Origin of the sequence: Actinoplanes palleronii, assembly GCF_016862315.1 — a bacterium.
In the GTDB taxonomy this organism is placed as follows: domain Bacteria; phylum Actinomycetota; class Actinomycetes; order Mycobacteriales; family Micromonosporaceae; genus Actinoplanes; species Actinoplanes palleronii.
On the sequence record NZ_BOMS01000195.1, the window covers coordinates 1 to 18,601 of the forward strand.

20 protein-coding genes and 1 pseudogene are annotated in these 18,601 nt (G+C 68.8%); 12 read left to right on the plus strand and 9 right to left on the minus strand.

What is annotated here, in order from left to right:
- Nucleotides 1-982, plus strand: a 982-nt coding sequence (locus Apa02nite_RS49900; RefSeq protein ID WP_203831447.1) for a tetratricopeptide repeat protein, incomplete at its 5' end; no start/stop codon positions are given.
- A 26-nt stretch (nt 983-1,008) separates the two neighbouring features.
- Here the strand turns inward: Apa02nite_RS49900 and Apa02nite_RS49905 are convergent.
- Nucleotides 1,009-1,824, minus strand: coding sequence for a hypothetical protein (locus Apa02nite_RS49905; protein ID WP_239165131.1), 816 nt, complete (start codon nt 1,822-1,824; stop codon nt 1,009-1,011).
- A gap of 422 nt (nt 1,825-2,246) precedes the next feature.
- Here Apa02nite_RS49905 and Apa02nite_RS49910 point away from each other — a divergent pair, with 422 nt between their 5' ends.
- On the plus strand, nt 2,247-2,435 hold the full coding sequence (locus Apa02nite_RS49910; protein ID WP_203831448.1) for a hypothetical protein: 189 nt from the start codon (nt 2,247-2,249) through the stop codon (nt 2,433-2,435).
- 1,244 nt (nt 2,436-3,679) lie between these two features.
- Here the strand turns inward: Apa02nite_RS49910 and Apa02nite_RS49915 are convergent.
- Genes Apa02nite_RS49915 through Apa02nite_RS49930 form a run of 4 tightly spaced genes read right to left on the minus strand, consistent with a single transcriptional unit; the run spans nt 3,680 to nt 7,406 of the window.
- Nucleotides 3,680-4,909, minus strand: a complete 1,230-nt coding sequence (locus Apa02nite_RS49915) for a sensor histidine kinase (RefSeq protein ID WP_203831449.1) — start codon at nt 4,907-4,909, stop codon at nt 3,680-3,682.
- Complete coding sequence (locus Apa02nite_RS49920) at nt 4,906-5,598, minus strand: response regulator transcription factor (RefSeq protein ID WP_203831450.1); 693 nt, start codon at nt 5,596-5,598, stop codon at nt 4,906-4,908. The genes Apa02nite_RS49915 and Apa02nite_RS49920 overlap by 4 nt, the downstream gene beginning before the upstream one ends.
- Before the next feature lie 23 nt (nt 5,599-5,621).
- Complete coding sequence (locus Apa02nite_RS49925; RefSeq protein WP_307872057.1) at nt 5,622-6,095, minus strand: FMN-binding protein; 474 nt, start codon at nt 6,093-6,095, stop codon at nt 5,622-5,624.
- 24 nt (nt 6,096-6,119) lie between these two features.
- Nucleotides 6,120-7,406 (minus strand): ferredoxin reductase family protein, encoded by a 1,287-nt coding sequence (locus Apa02nite_RS49930; protein ID WP_239165132.1) that lies wholly within the window; start codon nt 7,404-7,406, stop codon nt 6,120-6,122.
- Nucleotides 7,407-7,698: 292 nt separating this feature from the next.
- Between Apa02nite_RS49930 and Apa02nite_RS49935 the strand changes: the two genes are divergently transcribed.
- On the plus strand, nt 7,699-8,223 hold the full coding sequence (locus tag Apa02nite_RS49935; protein WP_203831452.1) for a DUF2231 domain-containing protein: 525 nt from the start codon (nt 7,699-7,701) through the stop codon (nt 8,221-8,223).
- Between the two features lie 60 nt (nt 8,224-8,283).
- Nucleotides 8,284-9,027 carry a VIT1/CCC1 transporter family protein gene (locus Apa02nite_RS49940; protein ID WP_239165133.1) on the plus strand — a complete coding sequence of 248 codons (744 nt, stop codon included), beginning with the start codon at nt 8,284-8,286 and terminating at the stop codon, nt 9,025-9,027.
- Between the two features lie 61 nt (nt 9,028-9,088).
- On the opposite strand, the gene Apa02nite_RS49945 is transcribed toward Apa02nite_RS49940, so the two are convergent.
- Entirely contained in the window at nt 9,089-9,280 is a 192-nt protein-coding gene (locus tag Apa02nite_RS49945; protein ID WP_203831453.1) for a hypothetical protein, read from the minus strand.
- Between Apa02nite_RS49945 and Apa02nite_RS49950 the strand changes: the two genes are divergently transcribed.
- A complete protein-coding gene (locus Apa02nite_RS49950) occupies nt 9,279-9,812 on the plus strand; it encodes a sensor histidine kinase (protein WP_203831454.1) in 534 nt (177 codons plus the stop codon). The genes Apa02nite_RS49945 and Apa02nite_RS49950 overlap by 2 nt on opposite strands.
- A 187-nt stretch (nt 9,813-9,999) precedes the next feature.
- A pseudogene (locus tag Apa02nite_RS49955) lies at nt 10,000-10,176 on the plus strand (IS256 family transposase); the annotation flags it as partial.
- Between the two features lie 247 nt (nt 10,177-10,423).
- Here Apa02nite_RS49955 and Apa02nite_RS49960 read toward each other — a convergent pair.
- Complete coding sequence (locus Apa02nite_RS49960) at nt 10,424-11,860, minus strand: sensor histidine kinase (protein WP_203831455.1); 1,437 nt, start codon at nt 11,858-11,860, stop codon at nt 10,424-10,426.
- A gap of 1 nt (nt 11,861) precedes the next feature.
- Nucleotides 11,862-12,539 carry a response regulator transcription factor gene (locus Apa02nite_RS49965; protein ID WP_203831456.1) on the minus strand — a complete coding sequence of 226 codons (678 nt, stop codon included), beginning with the start codon at nt 12,537-12,539 and terminating at the stop codon, nt 11,862-11,864.
- Between the two features lie 189 nt (nt 12,540-12,728).
- On the opposite strand from Apa02nite_RS49965, the gene Apa02nite_RS49970 reads away from it, so the two are divergent.
- The 6 genes from Apa02nite_RS49970 to Apa02nite_RS49995 all read left to right on the plus strand — a co-directional run bounded on the left by Apa02nite_RS49970 (nt 12,729) and on the right by Apa02nite_RS49995 (nt 17,657).
- Nucleotides 12,729-13,943: an MFS transporter gene (locus tag Apa02nite_RS49970; RefSeq protein ID WP_239165134.1), complete on the plus strand. Its 1,215-nt coding sequence runs from the start codon at nt 12,729-12,731 to the stop codon at nt 13,941-13,943.
- An 80-nt stretch (nt 13,944-14,023) separates the two neighbouring features.
- Nucleotides 14,024-14,977 (plus strand): ABC transporter ATP-binding protein, encoded by a 954-nt coding sequence (locus Apa02nite_RS49975; protein ID WP_203831457.1) that lies wholly within the window; start codon nt 14,024-14,026, stop codon nt 14,975-14,977.
- Nucleotides 14,974-15,846, plus strand: coding sequence for a DUF2705 family protein (locus tag Apa02nite_RS49980; protein WP_203831458.1), 873 nt, complete (start codon nt 14,974-14,976; stop codon nt 15,844-15,846). The genes Apa02nite_RS49975 and Apa02nite_RS49980 overlap by 4 nt, the downstream gene beginning before the upstream one ends.
- Nucleotides 15,847-15,848: 2 nt before the next feature.
- A complete protein-coding gene (locus Apa02nite_RS49985; protein WP_203831459.1) occupies nt 15,849-16,301 on the plus strand; it encodes a hypothetical protein in 453 nt (150 codons plus the stop codon).
- 379 nt (nt 16,302-16,680) lie between these two features.
- Nucleotides 16,681-16,959, plus strand: coding sequence for a hypothetical protein (locus Apa02nite_RS49990; protein ID WP_203831460.1), 279 nt, complete (start codon nt 16,681-16,683; stop codon nt 16,957-16,959).
- 95 nt (nt 16,960-17,054) lie between these two features.
- On the plus strand, nt 17,055-17,657 hold the full coding sequence (locus Apa02nite_RS49995; RefSeq protein WP_203831461.1) for a hypothetical protein: 603 nt from the start codon (nt 17,055-17,057) through the stop codon (nt 17,655-17,657).
- Between the two features lie 104 nt (nt 17,658-17,761).
- On the opposite strand, the gene Apa02nite_RS50000 is transcribed toward Apa02nite_RS49995, so the two are convergent.
- Nucleotides 17,762-18,487 (minus strand): VIT1/CCC1 transporter family protein, encoded by a 726-nt coding sequence (locus Apa02nite_RS50000; RefSeq protein ID WP_203831462.1) that lies wholly within the window; start codon nt 18,485-18,487, stop codon nt 17,762-17,764.
- Between the last annotated feature and the right edge of the window lie 114 nt (nt 18,488-18,601).

The window sequence follows — 18,601 nt, forward strand, 5'->3', positions numbered from 1 at the left end:
GTCGCGCATCGACGAGAATGCGGCCGGCATCCAAAAGGCCCTACTCGCGCGAGCGCAGACGTATGCATTTGCGGCGCGTTACCCCGAAGCGCGTGATGCTTTCGACGCGTTGACGCCACCGAGCGCTAATGAGGACCTCGGAGTTCGCGATCGGATCTTCCGGATCTCGCTGCTGGCGGACATCCAGCAGGGCTTGGGCCAGCACGACCAAGCACTGGCTGGCATCTCGACTGCGTTGGCGCTGGTGCCTGACGTCAGCGACGAAGATCAGCGCATCGACCATCTCGCTGCACTCCACAAGCAGGCCGGTATCGTCCTCCGCGACGCAGGGCGTCCGCAAGAGGCGCTGCCTCACTTGCGCGACGCCTACGGCGCTGTCGCGAACATGCCCACCGCCTACACGGCGGAAGTCATCCTGGTCTTGGTCAACACGCTGCTCGATCTTGGTCTCAAGGACGAAGCGCGATCACTCATCGACGAGGGCATGACTCTCGCCTCGCCACGCGGAAACACCTCACCGACGCGCGGCAGCTTCCTGCAAGTCCGCGGCCGGCTCGCCTTGGAAGCCGAAGATTTCGCCGGTGCCGCAGCCGATCTGGAGGCGGCAATAACGATGCTCCGCACGGGTGGCGATCCGTATCGCACCAGCCTCGGGAGCGGCTATTTCAACCTCGGGCTCGTTCACATGGCCCAGCAGCGCTATCCCGCGTCAGTCGATTGCCTTCGGCGAGCTCGCGAGCTCGAGGCGGCCGTCTACGGCGCCGACGGCGGCGATGTGCTTCTCATCGAGGCTGAACTCGCTCAGGCGTCCTTCGCAGCCGGCGATCACGAGGGCGCCAGCCAGGCGATCACTCGATGCCTGACCCTGATCCGATCCGGACATCCTCAAGCACGACGGCGACGTAACCGCGTGCTGGGAATCGCCATCAGCATCGACCTCGCCCACCGTTGGCCCGCAATCTATGGCACCACGGCCTCGTGAGGGCCCTCGTGACACGACGCAGCGAGTTAGTGGTCGGCCTTGGGTAGGTCGAGACACCTTGTCACCCTGGGGAAGGAGGCTTGCTCGAAGCCGTCGGGCCGTGTCCGGAACCAGTATGGCTGCAGGGGCTGCTGACCGGGTCGCTTCCGGATGGTGCCGTCCGAGCGGCGGGCCGGGGCGTCCAGGCGCTCGACGAGCCCGTACGCGGCGAGCTGGCGGTGTGTGGCGTAGACATCGCGATGGATGCCGTACCAGCGCTGTCGCTGGGGATCATTGGCGTAGACGCCTTTATCGGCCACAGCCGGGTAGCGAGCCTCGAGGTCGCAGAGCATGAGGTAGGTGGTGATCTCGGCCGCGGACAGTGCATGAACCCAGCCGTTGACGAAGAACGCCGCAGGAACGGTGACCACTGCGCTGCGCCCGCTTACCGGCCCGGGCGGGCGGACCCACGCTGGATCGATTCCGCTGATCTCGCCATCCTGCGGGATCGTGTAGCCGGCGCTCGGACGCTGGCCGGGCACCCCGGCTTCCACCATCAGCCGGAAATAGTCGTACCTGCCCTTGAAGCCTGGATTGCCCAGTCCAACCAGATTTTCTCTTCTCAGCAAGGTCAACGCACGGACGAGCTGGCGTCGCATGCCGGCCGAGCGCTGGGCGGTGCCTGTGATAGCCGGTAACAGGTCGACCCAGGCGGCCAGCTGCTCATTACGGCGCAGCAGCGGTCGCTTGTTGTCGACGGCGAATCCTGGCGGTCGGCGCGCCTGGGCCTCGAATAGCGCGATCAAGTACAGCTGCAGCGCCCACCCCTTCAACGGGGCGAGTGCAGCAGCCGGAGATGCCACCACGGCACCCTCCGGCCCTGGAGTCCGCGCTCGGATCAAGTCTCGACGGATCTCATATGACGCCCGGTTCTGCCCACCGCCTTCGTGGATCCGGCGTAGCTCGTGCCGGGCACGCTCGTAAGACCGACGATGCGCGTACATGGCGCCGGCCCGATCACGATGGCGCTGTTGATCGCGAACGTTCACGACCGACAAGGATATTGTGACCGATCAGCCGTACCAAGAAGTTCCTTCGCCCAGAACCCGACGAGGACGCTGAGCCGATCCGCCCTCCGACCTGCCACGACAGGAGACCTGCGCATGCGGCTGATCGGTCAGACACCTATTTGGCCTGCGACTCGTGCCGGTGCCATCGTTGCCCAGACCTCGGGGAACGGCCCTGGCAGATTGCCGGTCGGCGAACTCGGCGAAGGGAAACTTCTGTGCAAAATCTGGTCTTGGTCGGGTTGTACGCCGCCGTTGCGCTGCTCACCGCAGCAGCCATCGGCACGATCTCCGGCTGGTTGTCATGGCTCGATGACCGTCGCGTCCCACGAGCCGTGCTCGTCGGCGGTTCGGCCTCCGGCGCCGCCCTTGTCCTCGCCGTCGCCGTCGCCGCCCTGCTTACCTGACACCTCCTCCGACCGGTCATGCTCCTGAACTCGCTTGGTTCGTGAACCGCCGCTGATCCAGCGAAGGCCCGTTTGCCGAAAGTCGTGCCTCGGGGCATGCGGCATGCTGGCAGGGTGCCGACCGACGCTGCAGTTGATTCCCTGGCGGAATGGTCCTCGTGGCTCCCGTTCGACGAAGCGGCCGCTTTCTGGGCCAAGCAGCACGGTGGGTTCCGCACTTGAACATTGAGCGGAGTCACGCCATCGTTCGTGCAGCCGGCCAGACAGCAAACGCGACCGGGCCGGAAGCGCGGCGGTCGGCTGGTTGTCACCGCTACGGCAGCGGTGCCGGGATCTCCGACGAGGGCCCGGCACGTGGCGTTCGGCCACCCCACCTGTGGTTGAAGATTCATCGACCGAGGGCGAGCACCGTCGGAGACGAAGACTCATGTGCGCGCTGGCGGGCGGCACGCGGCACCGACTGTGGCGATCCGTCGGTGACCACATGCCGTCCCGGCCTTCGGACCGGAAGGGGTTTCCACCGCTGCGGGCCTTGGGGGTGACGACGGCCGTGGTGATCCGGTGGTGATCCTGTGTCGCGGCCAGCCAGGCCGCGTGTGGGCAGCTCGGCCCTCCAGCCTGTGCACGTGGCCCTGACCGGCGTCATTGGCGGTGTGTTACGCAGGGTGATGACTTTCGCTGGTGATCCGTGGGTGATCGGATGTTGGCGACCGTTCCAGTACTACCGCGGCTAAATCAGCACGACCGAATGGCCGCTAACGATCTCGGCAACATGTGATTCATGGACTCGGCCGCGACCTGCAGAAACGCAAATTCACTCTGAACTGGTCAAACACCTTCGCAGCGAGGGCGCCAGGAGTAGGTCACGGAGTGTACTCATGACCACTAGGCACCTGACTACGGATCAGAAGGTTAGGGGTTCGAGTCCCTTCGGGCGCACTTCAAGATAAGGCCGTGACCTGCGGAAACAAGGGTCATGGCCTTTTTTCTTCCCAAATCTTGACCGACTTTCCCATATTGTGGAAACTGGGTGATCGGTGGGCGATCCGGTGTCGCCCGCCGTGTCGTTCCATAGTGGATTTAAGGCTTGAGCTGGACTTCCGTCACCCGGTCAAAGACGTGACTGCAACCCTCATCTGACTACTGAGCGTGACATTCAGTGGAAGAATCTTCGCGCCGCTCCCGAGCTTTCTCGGCCAGAAGTCAGCTGCCGAGGTAGTGGCAGCAACGGCCATCGGCCATGGTCAGGTGATGTCACCGTCGCTGACCGCGGGCAGATGGATGGTGAATGCCGCGCCGTGCCCGGGGCGTCCCCATGCTTCGATCGTGCCTTCGTGTCCGGTGATGACTTCACGGGCGAGTGCGAGTCCGAGGCCGAAGCGCCGGTGGTCGCTGTGGCTGCCGCGGGCGAATCGATCGAAGATGCGTTCGGTGTCGGCGGGGGCGAAGCCGGTGCCGTCGTCGCGGACGACGATCGTGACTGTGGTGCCGGATCGGCTGAGTTCGACGCGGACGTGTCCGCCGACCGGGGTGTGGCTCAGGGCGTTGTCGACCAGGGCGGTGAGCACCCGTCGCAGGGCCGCTTGGTGGCCGGTCACGACGAGGGGCGCGTCGGTGTCGGAGTCCAGGGTGAGTTCGACGTCCTGGGCTGTGGCGCGGTTGGCTTGGTTGGTGAGGACGTCGGTGGCGACGGTCCTGATGTCGACGGGTTTGCGGGTGGCGTCGCGGCGGTGGAGCTGGCTGGAGAGCAGCAGGTCGTCGACGACTTCGCCGAGGTGGCGGGTCCCGGTGACGAGGTGGTCGACGTCGGTGGCGACGTTCGTGAGGTCCGAGCCGGCCCGCAGGTCCATCTGCAGGAGTTGGGCTCGGGTGTGCAGCTGGGTCAGCGGAGTACGCAGTTCGTGGCTGGCGTCGGCGACGAAGTGCCGCTGTCGGGCCAGCGCGTCGGCGAGTGGGGCGGTCGCGCGGCGGGCGAGCAGCGCCGCCGACAGCAGCGCGATGAACAGTCCGACGATCTCGCCGGCGGCGAGGGCTGCGACGAGGCGCTCGAGCTCGTCGTGTTGTTCGTGCCGGCTCATGACGACCTGTACCACCTGGTCGCCCCGGAGCTGGGTCAGCGCACGGTAGCCGCCCTCATCCCCGTCGATCGTGGTGGTCACCGGTGCTCCGTCGGCGCGGACCCGATTCAGCACCTGGTAGTCGGGGAGCCCTTGCGGGGCGTCCTCGGTGGCGTCTACCGCGCCGTCGGCGTGCTGTTTGAAGATCCACACGTTGGGTGGTGGATCATTCACGTCGTCGGTGCTGGCCGCGGTCTGGTGCAGCAGTGTGGTGACGGCGGTGTTCTGGCTGTGGACCACCACGACCAGCGCGAGCAGGCCGAGTACCAGCAGGCTCACGGTGATCGCAGCGGCGGCCTGCAGAGCCATGACCCGCCGTGCCCGCCTCAGCAGCACCCGATCGGGATCAGACCTCATCCGGGTGCACCTCGGTCGCGGCCGAGCCGGTATCCCACGCCTCGCAGGGTGGACACCACGTCAGCACCGAGCTTGCGTCGCAGATAGTGCACGTAGGTGTCAGCCAGTGTGACGCTGGAGGCGTCGGGAAAGACCTCTGCGATGATCTCCTCGCGGCTGAAGGCACGTGCCGGGTGCTGTGCGAGGAACCGCAGCAGGTCGCTTTCGCGGCCTGACAGCGACACCACCGAACCGTCCGGTCCGGTCACCGTCCGGGCGATCAGATCGAACTGGGACCGCCCGATCTCCAGTCGCTCCCCTGATCCGGGCCGGCGGCGTAGCATGACACGGACCCGGGCCAGCAGTTCGTCGACCTCGAAGGGTTTGACCAGGTAGTCCTCGGCACCACCGTCGAGGCCGGCGACGCGGTCCGACACCGTACCGAGCGCGGTCAGCACGAGCGCCGGGATCGTCACCCCGGATCGCCGGAGTCGGGCGAGCAGGTCGAGGCCTTCAATGGCGGGCAGACCGCGGTCGAGGATGAGCGCGTCGTAGCGGCGGGTCAGGGCCCGGTGCAGCCCAGCCTGGCCGTCCGCGGCGAGTTCGGCCTCGTAGCCGACCCCCTGGAACAGTCGCACCAGCAGCGGTCCGACCTCGCGATCGTCCTCGACCACCAGCAGTCTCGCCGCGGGCGCATCAGCGTCGGTCATGACGTCTACTCTCTCAGGCCGGCTCATCCGAAATGTGCCGCGTCCAGCGCCGCCTGCAGCGATCGGCGGTAGCCGCCGCTGGTCACCGTTGCTCCGCTGACGCCGTCGATCCGGGTGCTCTGCGCTTCGAGGACCTGTTGGCGCAACTGCGGCAGAGCGTCCGCGTTGATCCGTTCATCGCGGCTGTTGCCGGTGGGGTGCTGCAGCGCCCGGATGTCGGTGATCTTCTTGTCGACGATGGTGACCTGCACCTGGACCGGCCCCCATCGGGTCTGTGCCACGGTTCCGTTGACGGTCGTGGCCCGGACCTGGCGAGTTTTCGATGACGTACCCGGCGATGCTGCCGGGGTCATGGTCACGTCCGGGACGACGCCGGGCGCCGCGGCCGCGGTCTCGGTGCCGGGCAGGGTTGCGCCGGTGCTCGTCCGGTAGCTGAACAGCAGCACCAGGGCCGCCACGGTCGACATGACGAACAGGGTGATCCGGCGCATTGTCATCGTCTCCTTGATCGGTTCGGTGTGTCACCAGGCGAACTCTTCGGCGTGGACGTGGCCGGCCGGGACGCCGGCGTCGCGCAGCGTGGCGCGCACCGCCGACATCCAGGACGGCGGCCCGCAGAGGAAGACCTCGCGCCGGGCCACATCCGGCACCAGCCATCGCAACCCCGCGGTATCGGTGACCTGCGCGAATCTTTCGGGCAGCCACGATCCTGGGCGGGCCCTGCCGCCCTGCAGGTACACCACCTCGACCCCGTGCCGGCGTACCGCGTCATCCAACTCGGTGCGGAAGACGGCGTCCTCGTGCCGCCGGATCCGGTACAGCAGCGTCACCTCGATGCCGATCGCGGTCAGGTCGTCGAGAAGTGCCCGCATCGTGGTGATGCCGACCCCGGCGGCCATCAGCAGGACCTTTCTCCGGCCGGCGCGGTGATCGGTGGTCAGCGCCCCGTATGGGCCTTCCACCAGCACTCGCGTGCCCGGGCGCAGAGCGGCCATCCGGGAACTGCCGTCGCCGAGATCTTTGACAGTGATCCGCAGCAGGTCACCGGCCGGCGCGGACGACAGTGTGTACGGGTGCGCGCGAGTCCAGCCCGGCCCGTCGAGGAACCGCCAGCAGAAGAACTGCCCGGCCACGGCGGGGAGCCGGTCGAGGTGACGCCCCCGCAGATACACCGAGACCACGCCCGGGGCCTCCGGTACCACGGTGTGCACCCGCAGCCGGTGATATGCCGACCGGTAGACGGGCAGCCCGATCCGGAACACCAGTACCGCGCCGAGTGCGGCGGCCCACAGACCCCACCAGTACAGCCGCGAGACCGCTGAGGCGGCGAAATCCGCGCCGGTCCACAGCTGGTGTGGCAGCGCCAGGCCCACCCCGAGGTAGGCGTACAGGTGGATGAGGTGCCACGTCTCGTACCGTTGCCGGCGACGCGCGGCACGAACCGACAACACCACGACCACTATCAGCAGGCCGGTGCCCGCCGTGGCCAGCACCATGCCCGGGTACGTGACCACCAGTTCCCACGCCTGGCCGACGACATCCTCGCCGCTGCTCTGCGCGTATCCCAGGGTGATCAGTCCGATGTGGGCGAGCATCAGCCAGAACGACACGAACCCGACCAGTCGGTGGCGCCGGGCCAGGCGGTCCTGGCCGTAGCTGCGTTCCACCCACGGAATCCGCGCCATCAGCAGCACCTGCAGCAACAGCAGGTCGGATGCCACCAACCCGGTCAGCCGCCCGGCCGAGGTCGCCGGCCCGCCCACCGCCGAAAGGTCCCGAATACCGCCGTTGTACAGCCACAACGCCACGACAACCACCACACTCAACAGTGCGGCCGAACCCGCCAGATCAGCCCACCATCGCCGCACCGGACGTCCCCGGACGACCGGACGACCGGACCCGCTCAGCCTCACCCGGCCCACCACTGGCGTAACCCTCATACCGCCTCACGGCTCCCTCCTGGCTCGGTCACCGGACAAGCGTCCCGGGCCAAAAATGGGAGAACGTGAAGATTTACTGCATAGCCTTTGCGGCACGTCGTAGCCGACCCGGGTCACCACCGACACCGGCGTCGCATCCCCAACCGCTCGGAGGAGACCCATGGGCGCCATCAACGGACTGCCGGCCCACATCCTGCTCGTGCACGCCGTCGTGGTCCTGCTGCCCCTCGCCGCCCTGCTGCTCATGCTGACCGCGATCTGGCCCACACTCCGCAGCCGTCTCGCCGGACCGAACGCGATCCTGTCCGTGCTCGTCGTGGTTCTCGTGCCCGTCACGACCAGCGCCGGCGAGTGGCTGGAACACCGCGTCACCGAATCCGCTCTGCTGCGCGACCACACCGAACTCGGCGACACCGCGATCTGGGCCGCGCTCCCGGTCGCCGTGCTGGCTATCGCGATCTGGTGGCGCCAACGCGAGGCCGGCGACACCACCGGGCGGCGCACCTACCTGGCGGCCGGATCGGCGGCGGTCACCAGGATCGTCATCGCGCTCGCCGTCGTCATCGCCGGCTTCGCCGTCTACGACACGTACCGGATCGGCGATTCCGGCGCCAAAGCCTCCTGGACCGGCAACTTCAGCTCGACCCCCAGCCAGCATGGACCCGGACAACGCGACGGCGACTGAGCAACTCGGCAACCCGACCGGTAGTTCAGAGGCGGACGCCTCTGCCTCGGCGTTGCGGGCATGAGCATGATGCTGGGGCATGCAAGGGAAGGGAACGCCGTGATCCATCTTGGGGAAGCGCACGGCGATATGTCGGCCGGGCGTCTGAACTGGCTCCGGGCCGGTGTGCTGGGTGCCAATGACGGCATCGTCTCGACCGCCGGTCTGGTTGTCGGCGTGGCAGGTGCGACCCTGGCGAGCGGCCCCATCGTGACCGCCGGGGTCGCCGGGCTCGTCGCGGGCGCGGTCTCCATGGCTTTGGGTGAGTACGTTTCGGTCAGCAGCCAACGCGACACCGAGAAGGCGATGCTGGCCAAGGAACGTGGTGAGCTCGCCGCATTCCCCGACCAGGAACTCGACGAGCTGACCGCGATGTATGCGGCCAAAGGTCTGACGCAAGCCACCGCGCGCCAGGTGGCGGAGGAACTGACCGCCAAGGACGCCTTCGCCGCGCACGCCGACGTCGAGTTACGCATCGACCCGGATGCACTGACCAACCCCTGGCACGCCGCCGGCGCCTCAGCGATCGCGTTCACCATCGGGTCCTTGCTGCCGTTGATCGCGATCCTGCTGCCACCTCCACACGTGAGGGTCGCCGTCACCTTCGCGGTAGTGGTCCTTGCCCTCGCCGCGACCGGAGTCATCAGCGCGAAACTCGGCTCGGCCCCGATCGGACGCGCCGTCGCCAGGCTGGTCGGCGGAGGCGCCGCAGCCATGGCAGTGACCTTCGGCATCGGGCAACTGGTCGGCGCGAGCGTGGGCTGAACCGCAGGCAGCGGCGACTGAGGTCATTGGATGGGTTCAGCTCGGAAGCGGTGTCAGGTCATCAGCCGCGGTCGCGGATTACGCAGTCGAAGGCAAGGACCAGGTTGGGTACGTCGTGGCCCCGGGTGTTGGTGATTGTCTCCGGCCCGACGATCTTCGAGAGGCCGTTGGCGACATAGGTGGCGTAGGTCTTGACGGTGATTTCGAATTTGCCGTCCTGGTACTGGCCGTGGTTGTCGGTGAAACCGATCATGCCGATCCAGTGGGGTCCGGCGCCGGTGTCGGCGACCTGGGGGCCGCCGTGGTCGCAGGTGGTGACGGCACCGACGGCGCTGGTGGTGATGCCGAGGACGGCGGCCCACGTCACCAGCCGCGAGCCGGTCCTTGCCCACGGCGACCCAGCGCGCCTCCAACAGATCCTGACGAACCTGCTCGACAAACGCCAGACACCACACGGCCAGCCCTCGATCACCATCAACACCGGTCTCCACGACAACGCCGCCTACCTGAGCGTGCACGACGCAGGCACCGGCATCGACCCAGCCTTCATGCCCGAGGCCATTGCCCGCTTCATCCGGGCAGACGCCGCCCGCAGCACCCCGACACCGGACTGGGCCTGTCCGTCGTCGAAGCCATCGTCACCGCTCACCACGGCCAGCTGCACCTGTGTAGCAACGGCAATCACCAGCGATACGGGCACTAGCTACCCGCTCGTGTGTGATCACCCCGCCGACGGAACCACCGCAACTGTGCTCCTGCCCATCCCCGCCGAGCGCGGCAACTGACATGCCCGCCGGCCCTGAAGCATCGACCAAGCCGCCCTGGGGACTTCCTGCGCCGGGAGGGACTGTAAATTATCGGCGGATCTCGATGTCTAGGGAGACGCTCATGACAACCGAACACCTCGACAGAGAACTGGCCGACGTTTCGCCGACGGAGATCTCGGATGATCAGCTCGTCGCGACGCTGGTCGTCCGGGCCCGTGGCCACTTCCCGAACGAAACCGCCGCCCTGAAATGTGTCTACATGGCGCTGATGAGCCTCGACCCGACCGGCGCGGGCCGACGCCGCTGGACGATGCGCTGGAAAGCACCCTTGAACGCCTTCCAAACCGCCTTCGAAGGCCGGCTCGACCCGGTCATCCACTGACCTACCTCAAACCCAGATCAGCCGTTCTCTTTACAGACCCAACCGCCGAAACCGCCGCACGGGTAGCACTGCGGCGGGTGTGTACAACCAACGGCTGATCGACCGATCAAGGGAGAGGCGCCAGATGAGGACCGAGACCACCGTTGAGGAGCCGGCTGAGGTGCCGGCGGCTGCGGTCACGGATGATCAGTTGATCGCGACACAACGGTTCTGGTAGCAGGCGTCGTGATGCCGAACGCCGGTGCGGTCACTGCTGTGGTGCGTGCGGGATATCGCCGGCAGTGGATGGCTTGGCTGCGGGCAGCAGGACCGTGATGGTGGTGCCGTCGTGCGGGTGGTCGCAGCCGGGTGTGGGGGTCGTGCCGGGCTGCTGGTGGTGGGTGCCGTTGGCGCAGATGCGCAGCTCGCCGTGGTGGGCGGTGATGATGGCGTCGACGACGGCGAGGCCCAGTCCGGTGCCCGGGGTGCTGCGGGAGGTGTCGGCTCGGGTGAACCGGGCGGTGGCGACGCTGAGGAAAGCCGGGTCCATGCCAGATCCGTGATCGTGTACGCGCAGATAAACCAGGTCGTCTGATCGTCTGGTGGTGACGGTGACCGGTGGCCGTCCGTGGCGGACAGCGTTGTCCAGCAGATTGGTCAGTACCTGCCGCAGCCGGACGGCGTCGCCGAACGCCACGGCCGGCTCGTGGTGCAGGACGCGTGTGTGCGGGTAGCGGGCGGCGGTTTCGGCAGCTAGGACGCCGAGATCGACGGTGGCGCCGGGTGCGGGCGACGGCTGCACCCCGACGGTCAGCAGTGTGTCGGCCAGTTCGCGGAGCCGGTCGGCGTCTGCGGCGACGTTGCGCAGCGTCTGTTCTAGTTCGCTGGTGCTGCGTTGCCGGCGTAGTGCGAGTTCGATCTCGGTGCTCAGCAGAGTCAGCGGGGTGCGAAGCTCGTGGCTGGCGTCGTGCACGAATTGCCGTTCCCGTTGCAGCGCCGCATCCAGCGCGGTCAGCATCTGGTTGAGGGTGTGCCCCAGACGGGTGATTTCGTCGTCGCTGCGGTCGGGCACGGCCAGGCGCAGACCGGTCGCGCCGGCGGCGATGCGCGCGGCCTCGGTGCGGTAGCGCTCGACCGGGGCGAGCGCGGCCCGGGTGAGCCGGTAGCCGACCACCGACGCGATGGCCAGGGCGGCGAGGTTGGCCAGCGCGAGCTGGCCGATGAGTTCGCGTAGCGCTTCGTCGCGCTGGTCACGGCGCAGCGCGACGACCGCGACGACCGGACCGGCGCTGGCCGGCAAGGGGACGGCGTACAGGCGCAGCGTGTTGGCCCGGATCGGGAACAGCGGCCCACGATCCGCGCGCAAGGCACGGGTCCGGGCGGCGACCAGTTGGCTGGCGCTCAGCAGCGAGGCGCCGGTGAGGCCGGTGCTGGCGTCGACGACCTGCCCGGCCGGGTCGAGCAGCTGGTATTCGGTGCCGGTGGTGACCGTCGGTGGTCCGCCGGCGGTGATCGAGGTGGTGAGCTGGCCGGCCTGGGCGGTGAGGTCGTCGTTGAGGCGCAGGTCGAGGGCGTACCGCACGCGCAGGTAGACGAACGCGCCGGCGCCGGTGAGCACGACGAGCATGGCCACGGCGAAGCCGGCGATGAGCCGGACCCGCAGCGGCAGCCGGCGCAGGCCGCCCGGCGGGCGGTCGGGGGTCATGTCAGCCGCCACCGGGTTCGAGGCGGTAACCGGCCCCGCGCAGGGTGGTGATCGCGTGCCGGCCGAACGGCTTGTCGACCTTGCCGCGCAGGCTGGCGATGTACACGTCGATGACGTTGGACCGCAGGTCGGTTTCGCCGTCCCACACCTGGTCGAGGATCTGGTAGCGGGTGACGCAGTGGCCGGCCCGGCTCATCAGCAGGGCGAGAATGTCGAGCTCGCGGGCGGACAGGTCGATCGCGGTGCCGTCGCGTGACACCTTACGGGCGGCCGGATCCAGCAGCAGATCACCGGCCTGGAGCACGGCCTGGGCCTGGTCGTAGCTACGCCGGTGCAGGGCCCGTAGCCGGGCCAGCAGCTCGTCGAAGGAGAACGGCTTGGCCAGGTAGTCGTCGGCGCCCGCGTCGAGTCCCTCGATACGGTCGGGGACCTCACCCCGGGCGGTGAGCATCAGTACCGGGGTGCGAACGCCCCGCTGGCGTAGCTTGCGGCAGACGGTCAGCCCGTCGAGGCCGGGCAGCATCACATCCAGGACCACCGCGTCGTAGTCGCTGCCGGCAGCGGCGAGCAGCCCGTCGCCGCCGGTGTGCCGCACGTCCGCGGTGTGGCCGGCTTCGCGTAATCCGCGCGCGAGTAGGTCGGCCAGGCGTGGTTCGTCCTCGACCACCAAGACCCGCACCACACGCTCCCTTCGGCTGAGCCGTCCTGGATCAGTGGACCATGCCCGATCGTGGGCTTCATCTTCCTTTCATGGTGGCGTTCCTACGGTGATGCCATCACCCGATCAGGGCCCCCGTCAGGAGCGGCGCATCGCCGAACCGCCCGCGGGTCGGCGATGGCGGCCCGGCGAAGATGTGAGGATCGCGGCATGCCCGATGCCGATTCCGTGTCCCCCCGCGCTGATCCGGGTGATGCCGAGCCGCCGTCACGGCGGCGGATGTGGCCGCTGTACGCGGCCGGGTTCACCACCGCGTTCGGCGCGCACGCGATCGCCGCGAACCTCGGCGGTTTCGCCCCTGGTGCGGTCCGGTCGCTGCTCGTGCTCGGCGGGCTGCTCGCCCTGTATGACGGCGCTGAGGTGCTGCTCAAGCCGGTGTTCGGCGCGCTTTCCGACCGGATCGGGGCGCGGCCGGTGCTGCTGGGCGGTCTGGTGGCGTTCGCGGTGGCCTCGGCCGTCTACGCGCTGGCCGGCAGCGCCGGCTGGTTGTGGGCCGCCCGGCTCGGGCAGGGCGCCGCGGCCGCGGCGTTCTCCCCGGCGGCGTCCGCGCTGGTGGCTCGCCTCAACCCGGCTGCCCAGCACGGCCGGGCGTTCGGCTCGTACGGATTTTTCAAGTCGATCGGTTACACCCTCGGGCCGTTGCTGGGTGGCGTGCTCGCGTGGGCCGGCGGCCTGCGGCTGCTGTTCACCGTGCTCGCCGTGCTCGGCGCCGCCGTGGCGCTCGCGGCGGCGATCGTGGTCCCGGCCGTGCCGCCGCTGCCCAAGGTGCGCCAGACCGTGCTCGACCTGGCCCGCGGGCTCGCCGACCCGGTGTTCCTCGGCCCGACTGCGGCGCTGGCCGCGGCCACCGCGGCGCTGTCGGTCGGTGTCGGGTTCCTGCCGGTTGCCGGCCGTGCGGCAGGGCTCGGCACGCTGGCCACCGGCGCCGTGGTGTCGCTGCTCGCGGCCTGCGGCGCGCTGGTGCAGCCTCGCGCCGGACGAGCTCTGGATGAGGGCCGGCTCACCGTCCGTTCCGGTCTGACGGCCGGTCTTGCCGTCACCGCCGCAGGCCTCGCGGCGGCCATGCTGCCGGGCCTGCTCGGCCTGCTCGCGGGTGCGGCCGTGATCGGTGTGGGCACCGGGCTGATCACGCCGTTGGGCTTTACCGCGCTGGCGGCGAGCACGCCCGCGGCCCGCCTTGGCCAGACCATGGGCGCGGCCGAACTCGGCCGCGAGCTCGGTGATGCGGGCGGCCCGTTGCTGGTCGCGGCCGTGGCCTCGGCCGCGGGTCTGGTGTACGGCTTCGGGACGCTCGCGATTCTGCTGGCGCTCGGTGCGGCGCTCGCTTTCACCCGCCGCGCCCCGGCAACCGACACCACCGTCTGAACGGAACCCCTGGCCAGGGTTCGCACTGCCGGGTGACGGCTTCATGTGCCTTTCATGCGTGATCTTTAGCGTGGCCGGTCATGAGCGATGTGCTGGCGGTCGACGCGGTCGGCCTGACGAAAACCTACGGCACGCTCACCGCGGTCGACCGGCTCAGCCTTCAGGTCGGCCAGGGTGAGGTGTACGGGGTACTCGGCCCGAACGGGGCCGGCAAGACCACCTTCCTGCGGATGCTGTTCGGGCTGATCCGCCCCGACGCCGGAACCCTGCACATTCTGGGCCGCACCTGGGATGAGCACGGCATCCGCGCCCTCGACGGGGTCGCCGGGTTCATCGAAAGCCCAAAGTTCTATCCGGGCCTGACCGGCCGCAAGAACCTGCAACTGCTCGCCGGCCTCGACGGCGGCGCCGGCCGGTCACGCATCGACGAGGTCCTCGAGACCGTCGACTTGCGTGGCCGCGAACGCGACAAGGTCGGCGGCTACTCCTTCGGCATGCGCCAGCGCCTCGGCGTCGCGGCGTCGCTGCTGCGCGATCCGCGGCTGCTGGTGCTCGACGAACCCGCCAACGGCCTCGACCCGGCCGGCATCCGCGACATGCGCGCCCTGGTCAAACGACTCGCCGGTAGCGGCCTGACCGTGCTGCTGTCCAGCCACGACATGGCCGAGGTCGAAGAGATCTGCGACGACGTCACCATCATGCGCACCGGGGCAGTCGTCTACCACGGCTCGATCGCCGCGCTACGGGCGAAGGCCCCGGAGCAGGCTCACGAAATCCACACCACCGACGACGAACGCGCCGCCCTACTCGCTCGCGCCGCCGAACTGGAGGTGACCCGCCTCGACGACGGCCTGGCCGTGCGCGGCCCCCAACCCCAGATCGACGCCCTGGTCGCCCAGTTGATCGGCGAAGGCATCGCGTTGCGCCGGCTCACCCGGCGGGAGACACCCCTGGAAGCGCTGTTCTTCATGCTCACCGAACCCGACACCGACCCGGCCGCCCCCGAGCTGGCCATCACCGGAGCCGCACGATGACCATCACCGCCACCACCACACCCCAGCCCACAGCAACCGCCCCAGACAAGCGGCGGCCCGGTGTCGGCGCCGCGCTGCGCTGGGAGATCGTCAAACTCGCCGCCCAGATCCGCAGCCGGGCGCTGCTCGCCGTCGCGCTGATCATCCCGCCGATCGTCGTGGCGGTACTCAACGGCCAGCAGCAGCCGCCGTCGGACACCATCTACGGCCGGCACGTGCACGACAGCGGCTACGCCATGCCGCTGCTCATGCTCGCCTGGGCCGCCCAATGGGTACTGCCGCTGCTGGCCGCAGTCGTCGCCGGCGACATCTTCGCCGCCGAGGACCAGCACGGCACCTGGAAGACACTGCTGACCCGCTCGGTCAGCCGCACCCACATCTTCTGGGCCAAGACGCTGACCGCGATCGGCTACAACCTACTGGTGCTCGTGGTGTTCGCGGGCGGCACCATCGCCGCCGGGATGCTGATCGTCGGTACTCAGCCGCTGACCGGCCTCACCGGTCAGGCCATCGCGTCTGGCACCGCGCTGCGGCTGGTCGTCACCGCCTGGGCTACCACGATCGCCCCGATCATCGGGTTCACCGCGCTCGCCCTGCTGCTGTCCGTGCGTACCCGCAACCCCGCCTTCGGCATCGCCGCACCGGTGGTGATCGGCTTCGTCATGCAACTGCTCGGCAGCGTCACCGGCCTCGACCTGACCCGCAAATTCCTGCTCACCACCCCGCTCGAAGCCTGGCACGGCCTGTTCGCCCAGCACCCGTTCACCGGACCGCTGGCCACCGGCCTCGCCGTCAGCGCCGGCTGGACGATCATCTGCCTCGCCGGGGCGTACCTGTCCCTGCGCCGCCGCGACATCACCGGAGGCTGACCATGCGCCCGATCATCACCCGCACCCTCACGATCCTCGCCGTCGCCGCCGGCATCACCGCCACCGCGGCCGCCGGCCACTTCGATATCACCAAAACCGGTCTGGAAAGGGCGCTCGGACCGACGTTCGCCAACCTCTACGTCCAGCAGGCCGGCATCCTCGGCATCACAGGGATCACCCCCACCACCATCGGTGCGAACGCCAGCTGCGACAAAGGCGGCCCGAAAGTCGCCGACGTCGGCGCCGGACCGAACTGGATCTGCATGATGAGCTGGACCGACAACAAAGGCCAGCACCAGGACGGCAAATTCGAGGTCACCGTCCGCACCGACACCACCTACGTCGCCGGCGGCCCCTCCAAAATCGTCGGCCTGGCCACCATCACCGACACCCACGGCCATGACGTCACCAACCCGGTCTTCGAGTTCGACGGCGTGATTCCCACCGGCAGCTGACCCTCTGCCGAGCCACGGAGCAGATGCTTCGCCGCTATCGGCAGTGGCGGGACTTCGAGGCCGATCGGCTGTCGGCCGGCACCTGCATGACCTCCACGGTGGGGGGTGCTGTCGGGTTCGGTGGCCCCAATCGGTGTTCTCGCGGGCCATGCCCAGGACCAGCGGGTGGCGGATGGCACTGATCATGGGTGCCAGCATCTGCCGGTCGCGCCTGCTGTCGATCCTGCTCGCCCTGACGGCTACCTGGTCAGAGCCGGATGCACCTGCGGGACCTTCAGCCCTGGGAGGACCTGTGCTCACGGTGAAATGGTGAGGGGTGGAGCTGCGACGACACGTCTCATTACGGAACGGCCGGTTTCGGCTCCCGTGGAGGTTCATCATGTGGAGTGCCATCAGCGCACTGCTCACCCGGGCCGCGGAGGCCTTGGATATCGAAATGCCGGAGATTCCCGGCGTCACCGAACTCAGCGAAGCCGCCTCGGCCGCCACCGACGGAATCGCCGACCAAGCCGGTGCCATCGGCGCCGACGTGACCGGTGCGGCCGCCGACCTGGCCGCGAATGCCGCTGAAGCCGGGGACACTGTTACCGGTGTAGTCGACCAGGCCACTGCTGCTGCGGCCTCGCTACCCGATCTGGCCCAGGTCAAGCCGAACTGACCGTACGGCAGCCCGGCCCGCGAGGGCCGATGGCGCCGGCCGTACCCGCCTTCCAACCGACAACTCCGGGTGCTCGCTGCCTGGGAAGGACAGCTGTGAGCACCCTGAACGGCCTACCGGCCCATATCCTGCTCGTGCACGCCATCGTTGTGCTGCTGCCACTGACCGCGGGGCTGCTGGTGCTGACCGCGTTCTGGCCCGCGGCCCGGCGCCGGCTCGCGGGACCGAACGCCCTGCTGGCGCTCGTAGTGCTGGTCCTGGTACCGATCACCACCAGCGCCGGGGAATGGCTTGAAGGTCACATCGCCTCGAACGCGCTGGTGGAGGCGCACGCCGAACTCGGTGACACCGCGATCTTTGCAACAGTGCCCGTCGTGATTCTCACGCTCATCGTCTGGTGGCGAGAGCGCGAGGCGTCCGCTGCGGCGCTCGTCCCGATGCAGCCCGCGCAGCCGCCGGGGACGACGCGTGCGGGGACGGCCGCGACCACCTTGACCAGCCCAGTGCGGGCCCGCCGGGTCCTGCTCGCTCCGGCCTCCCGCGTCGTCACGATCGTGATCACGGTCTGCGCGATCCTGGCCGCGGGCGCGGCCGTCTACGACACCTACCGCATCGGCGATTCCGGCGCCAAGGCAACCTGGCAAGGCGAATTCAACTCCGTCCCAGCCGGGGACAGCGCTGAGCCGGGCGGAAAGTAGGGCCGTCCGGGACGACGGCCGCTCGGCTGGGCACGCATGCCGTGTATCGGTGGGCGGACCGTTGACGCTGACCGTCATCGGTGGACCGGGCCAGCAGCGTGTGGTCAGGTCACGTTCGCGCCGACGAGTTGACCGATGCCGTAGGTCACGGCCATGGCCGCGGCGCCGCCACCCACCAGCCGGGCGACCGCGCGTCCCACGCCCGCGGAGCCGAGCTTGGCGCTCACCACACCGGTGACCGCGAGCGCCACGATGACCACGGCGAACGTCACCACGACCCGGATGCTCGCCGGTGGGAGCAGGATCGCAATCAAGGGGAGCAGCGATCCGGCGATGAAAGCGACGGCGGAGGCACCGGCGGCGTGCCACGGGTTGGTCAGCGCTTGCGGGTCGATGCCGAGTTCCACCTCCGCGTGCGCGGCGAAGGCGTCTTTCGCGGTCAACTCCTGAGCCACCTGGCGTGCGGTCGCCTCGGACAGGCCTTTGGCCAGGTACATCGCCGTCAGTTCGTCGAGTTCCTGCTCGGGGAACTCCTCGAGTTCGGCGCGTTCGCGGGCGAGCAGGGCTCGTTCGATGTCGCGTTGGCTGCTGACCGAGACGTACTCGCCCAGCGCCATCGACACCGCTCCGGCGACCAGTCCCGCGATCCCGGCGGTGAGGATCGGGCCACCGGCCGTGGTCGCGCCGGCGACCCCGACCACCAGGCCCGCAGTGGACACGATGCCGTCGTTCGCGCCCAGCACACCGGCGCGTAGCCAGTTCAATCGCCCGGACATCCCGCCGGCGTGGGCTTCGCCGGGATGTGTCGTGGCCGGGTCAGTGGTCTGCATGTTCGGTATCTTGCTCTCGTCTCGTCGGTGGTGTGCGGACGCCCGCCGTTTCGGGGTAGACCGCCGGCCCCGGCTAAGGATCAGAGGCTTTCCACCCACGGTGGCTGCAGCAAC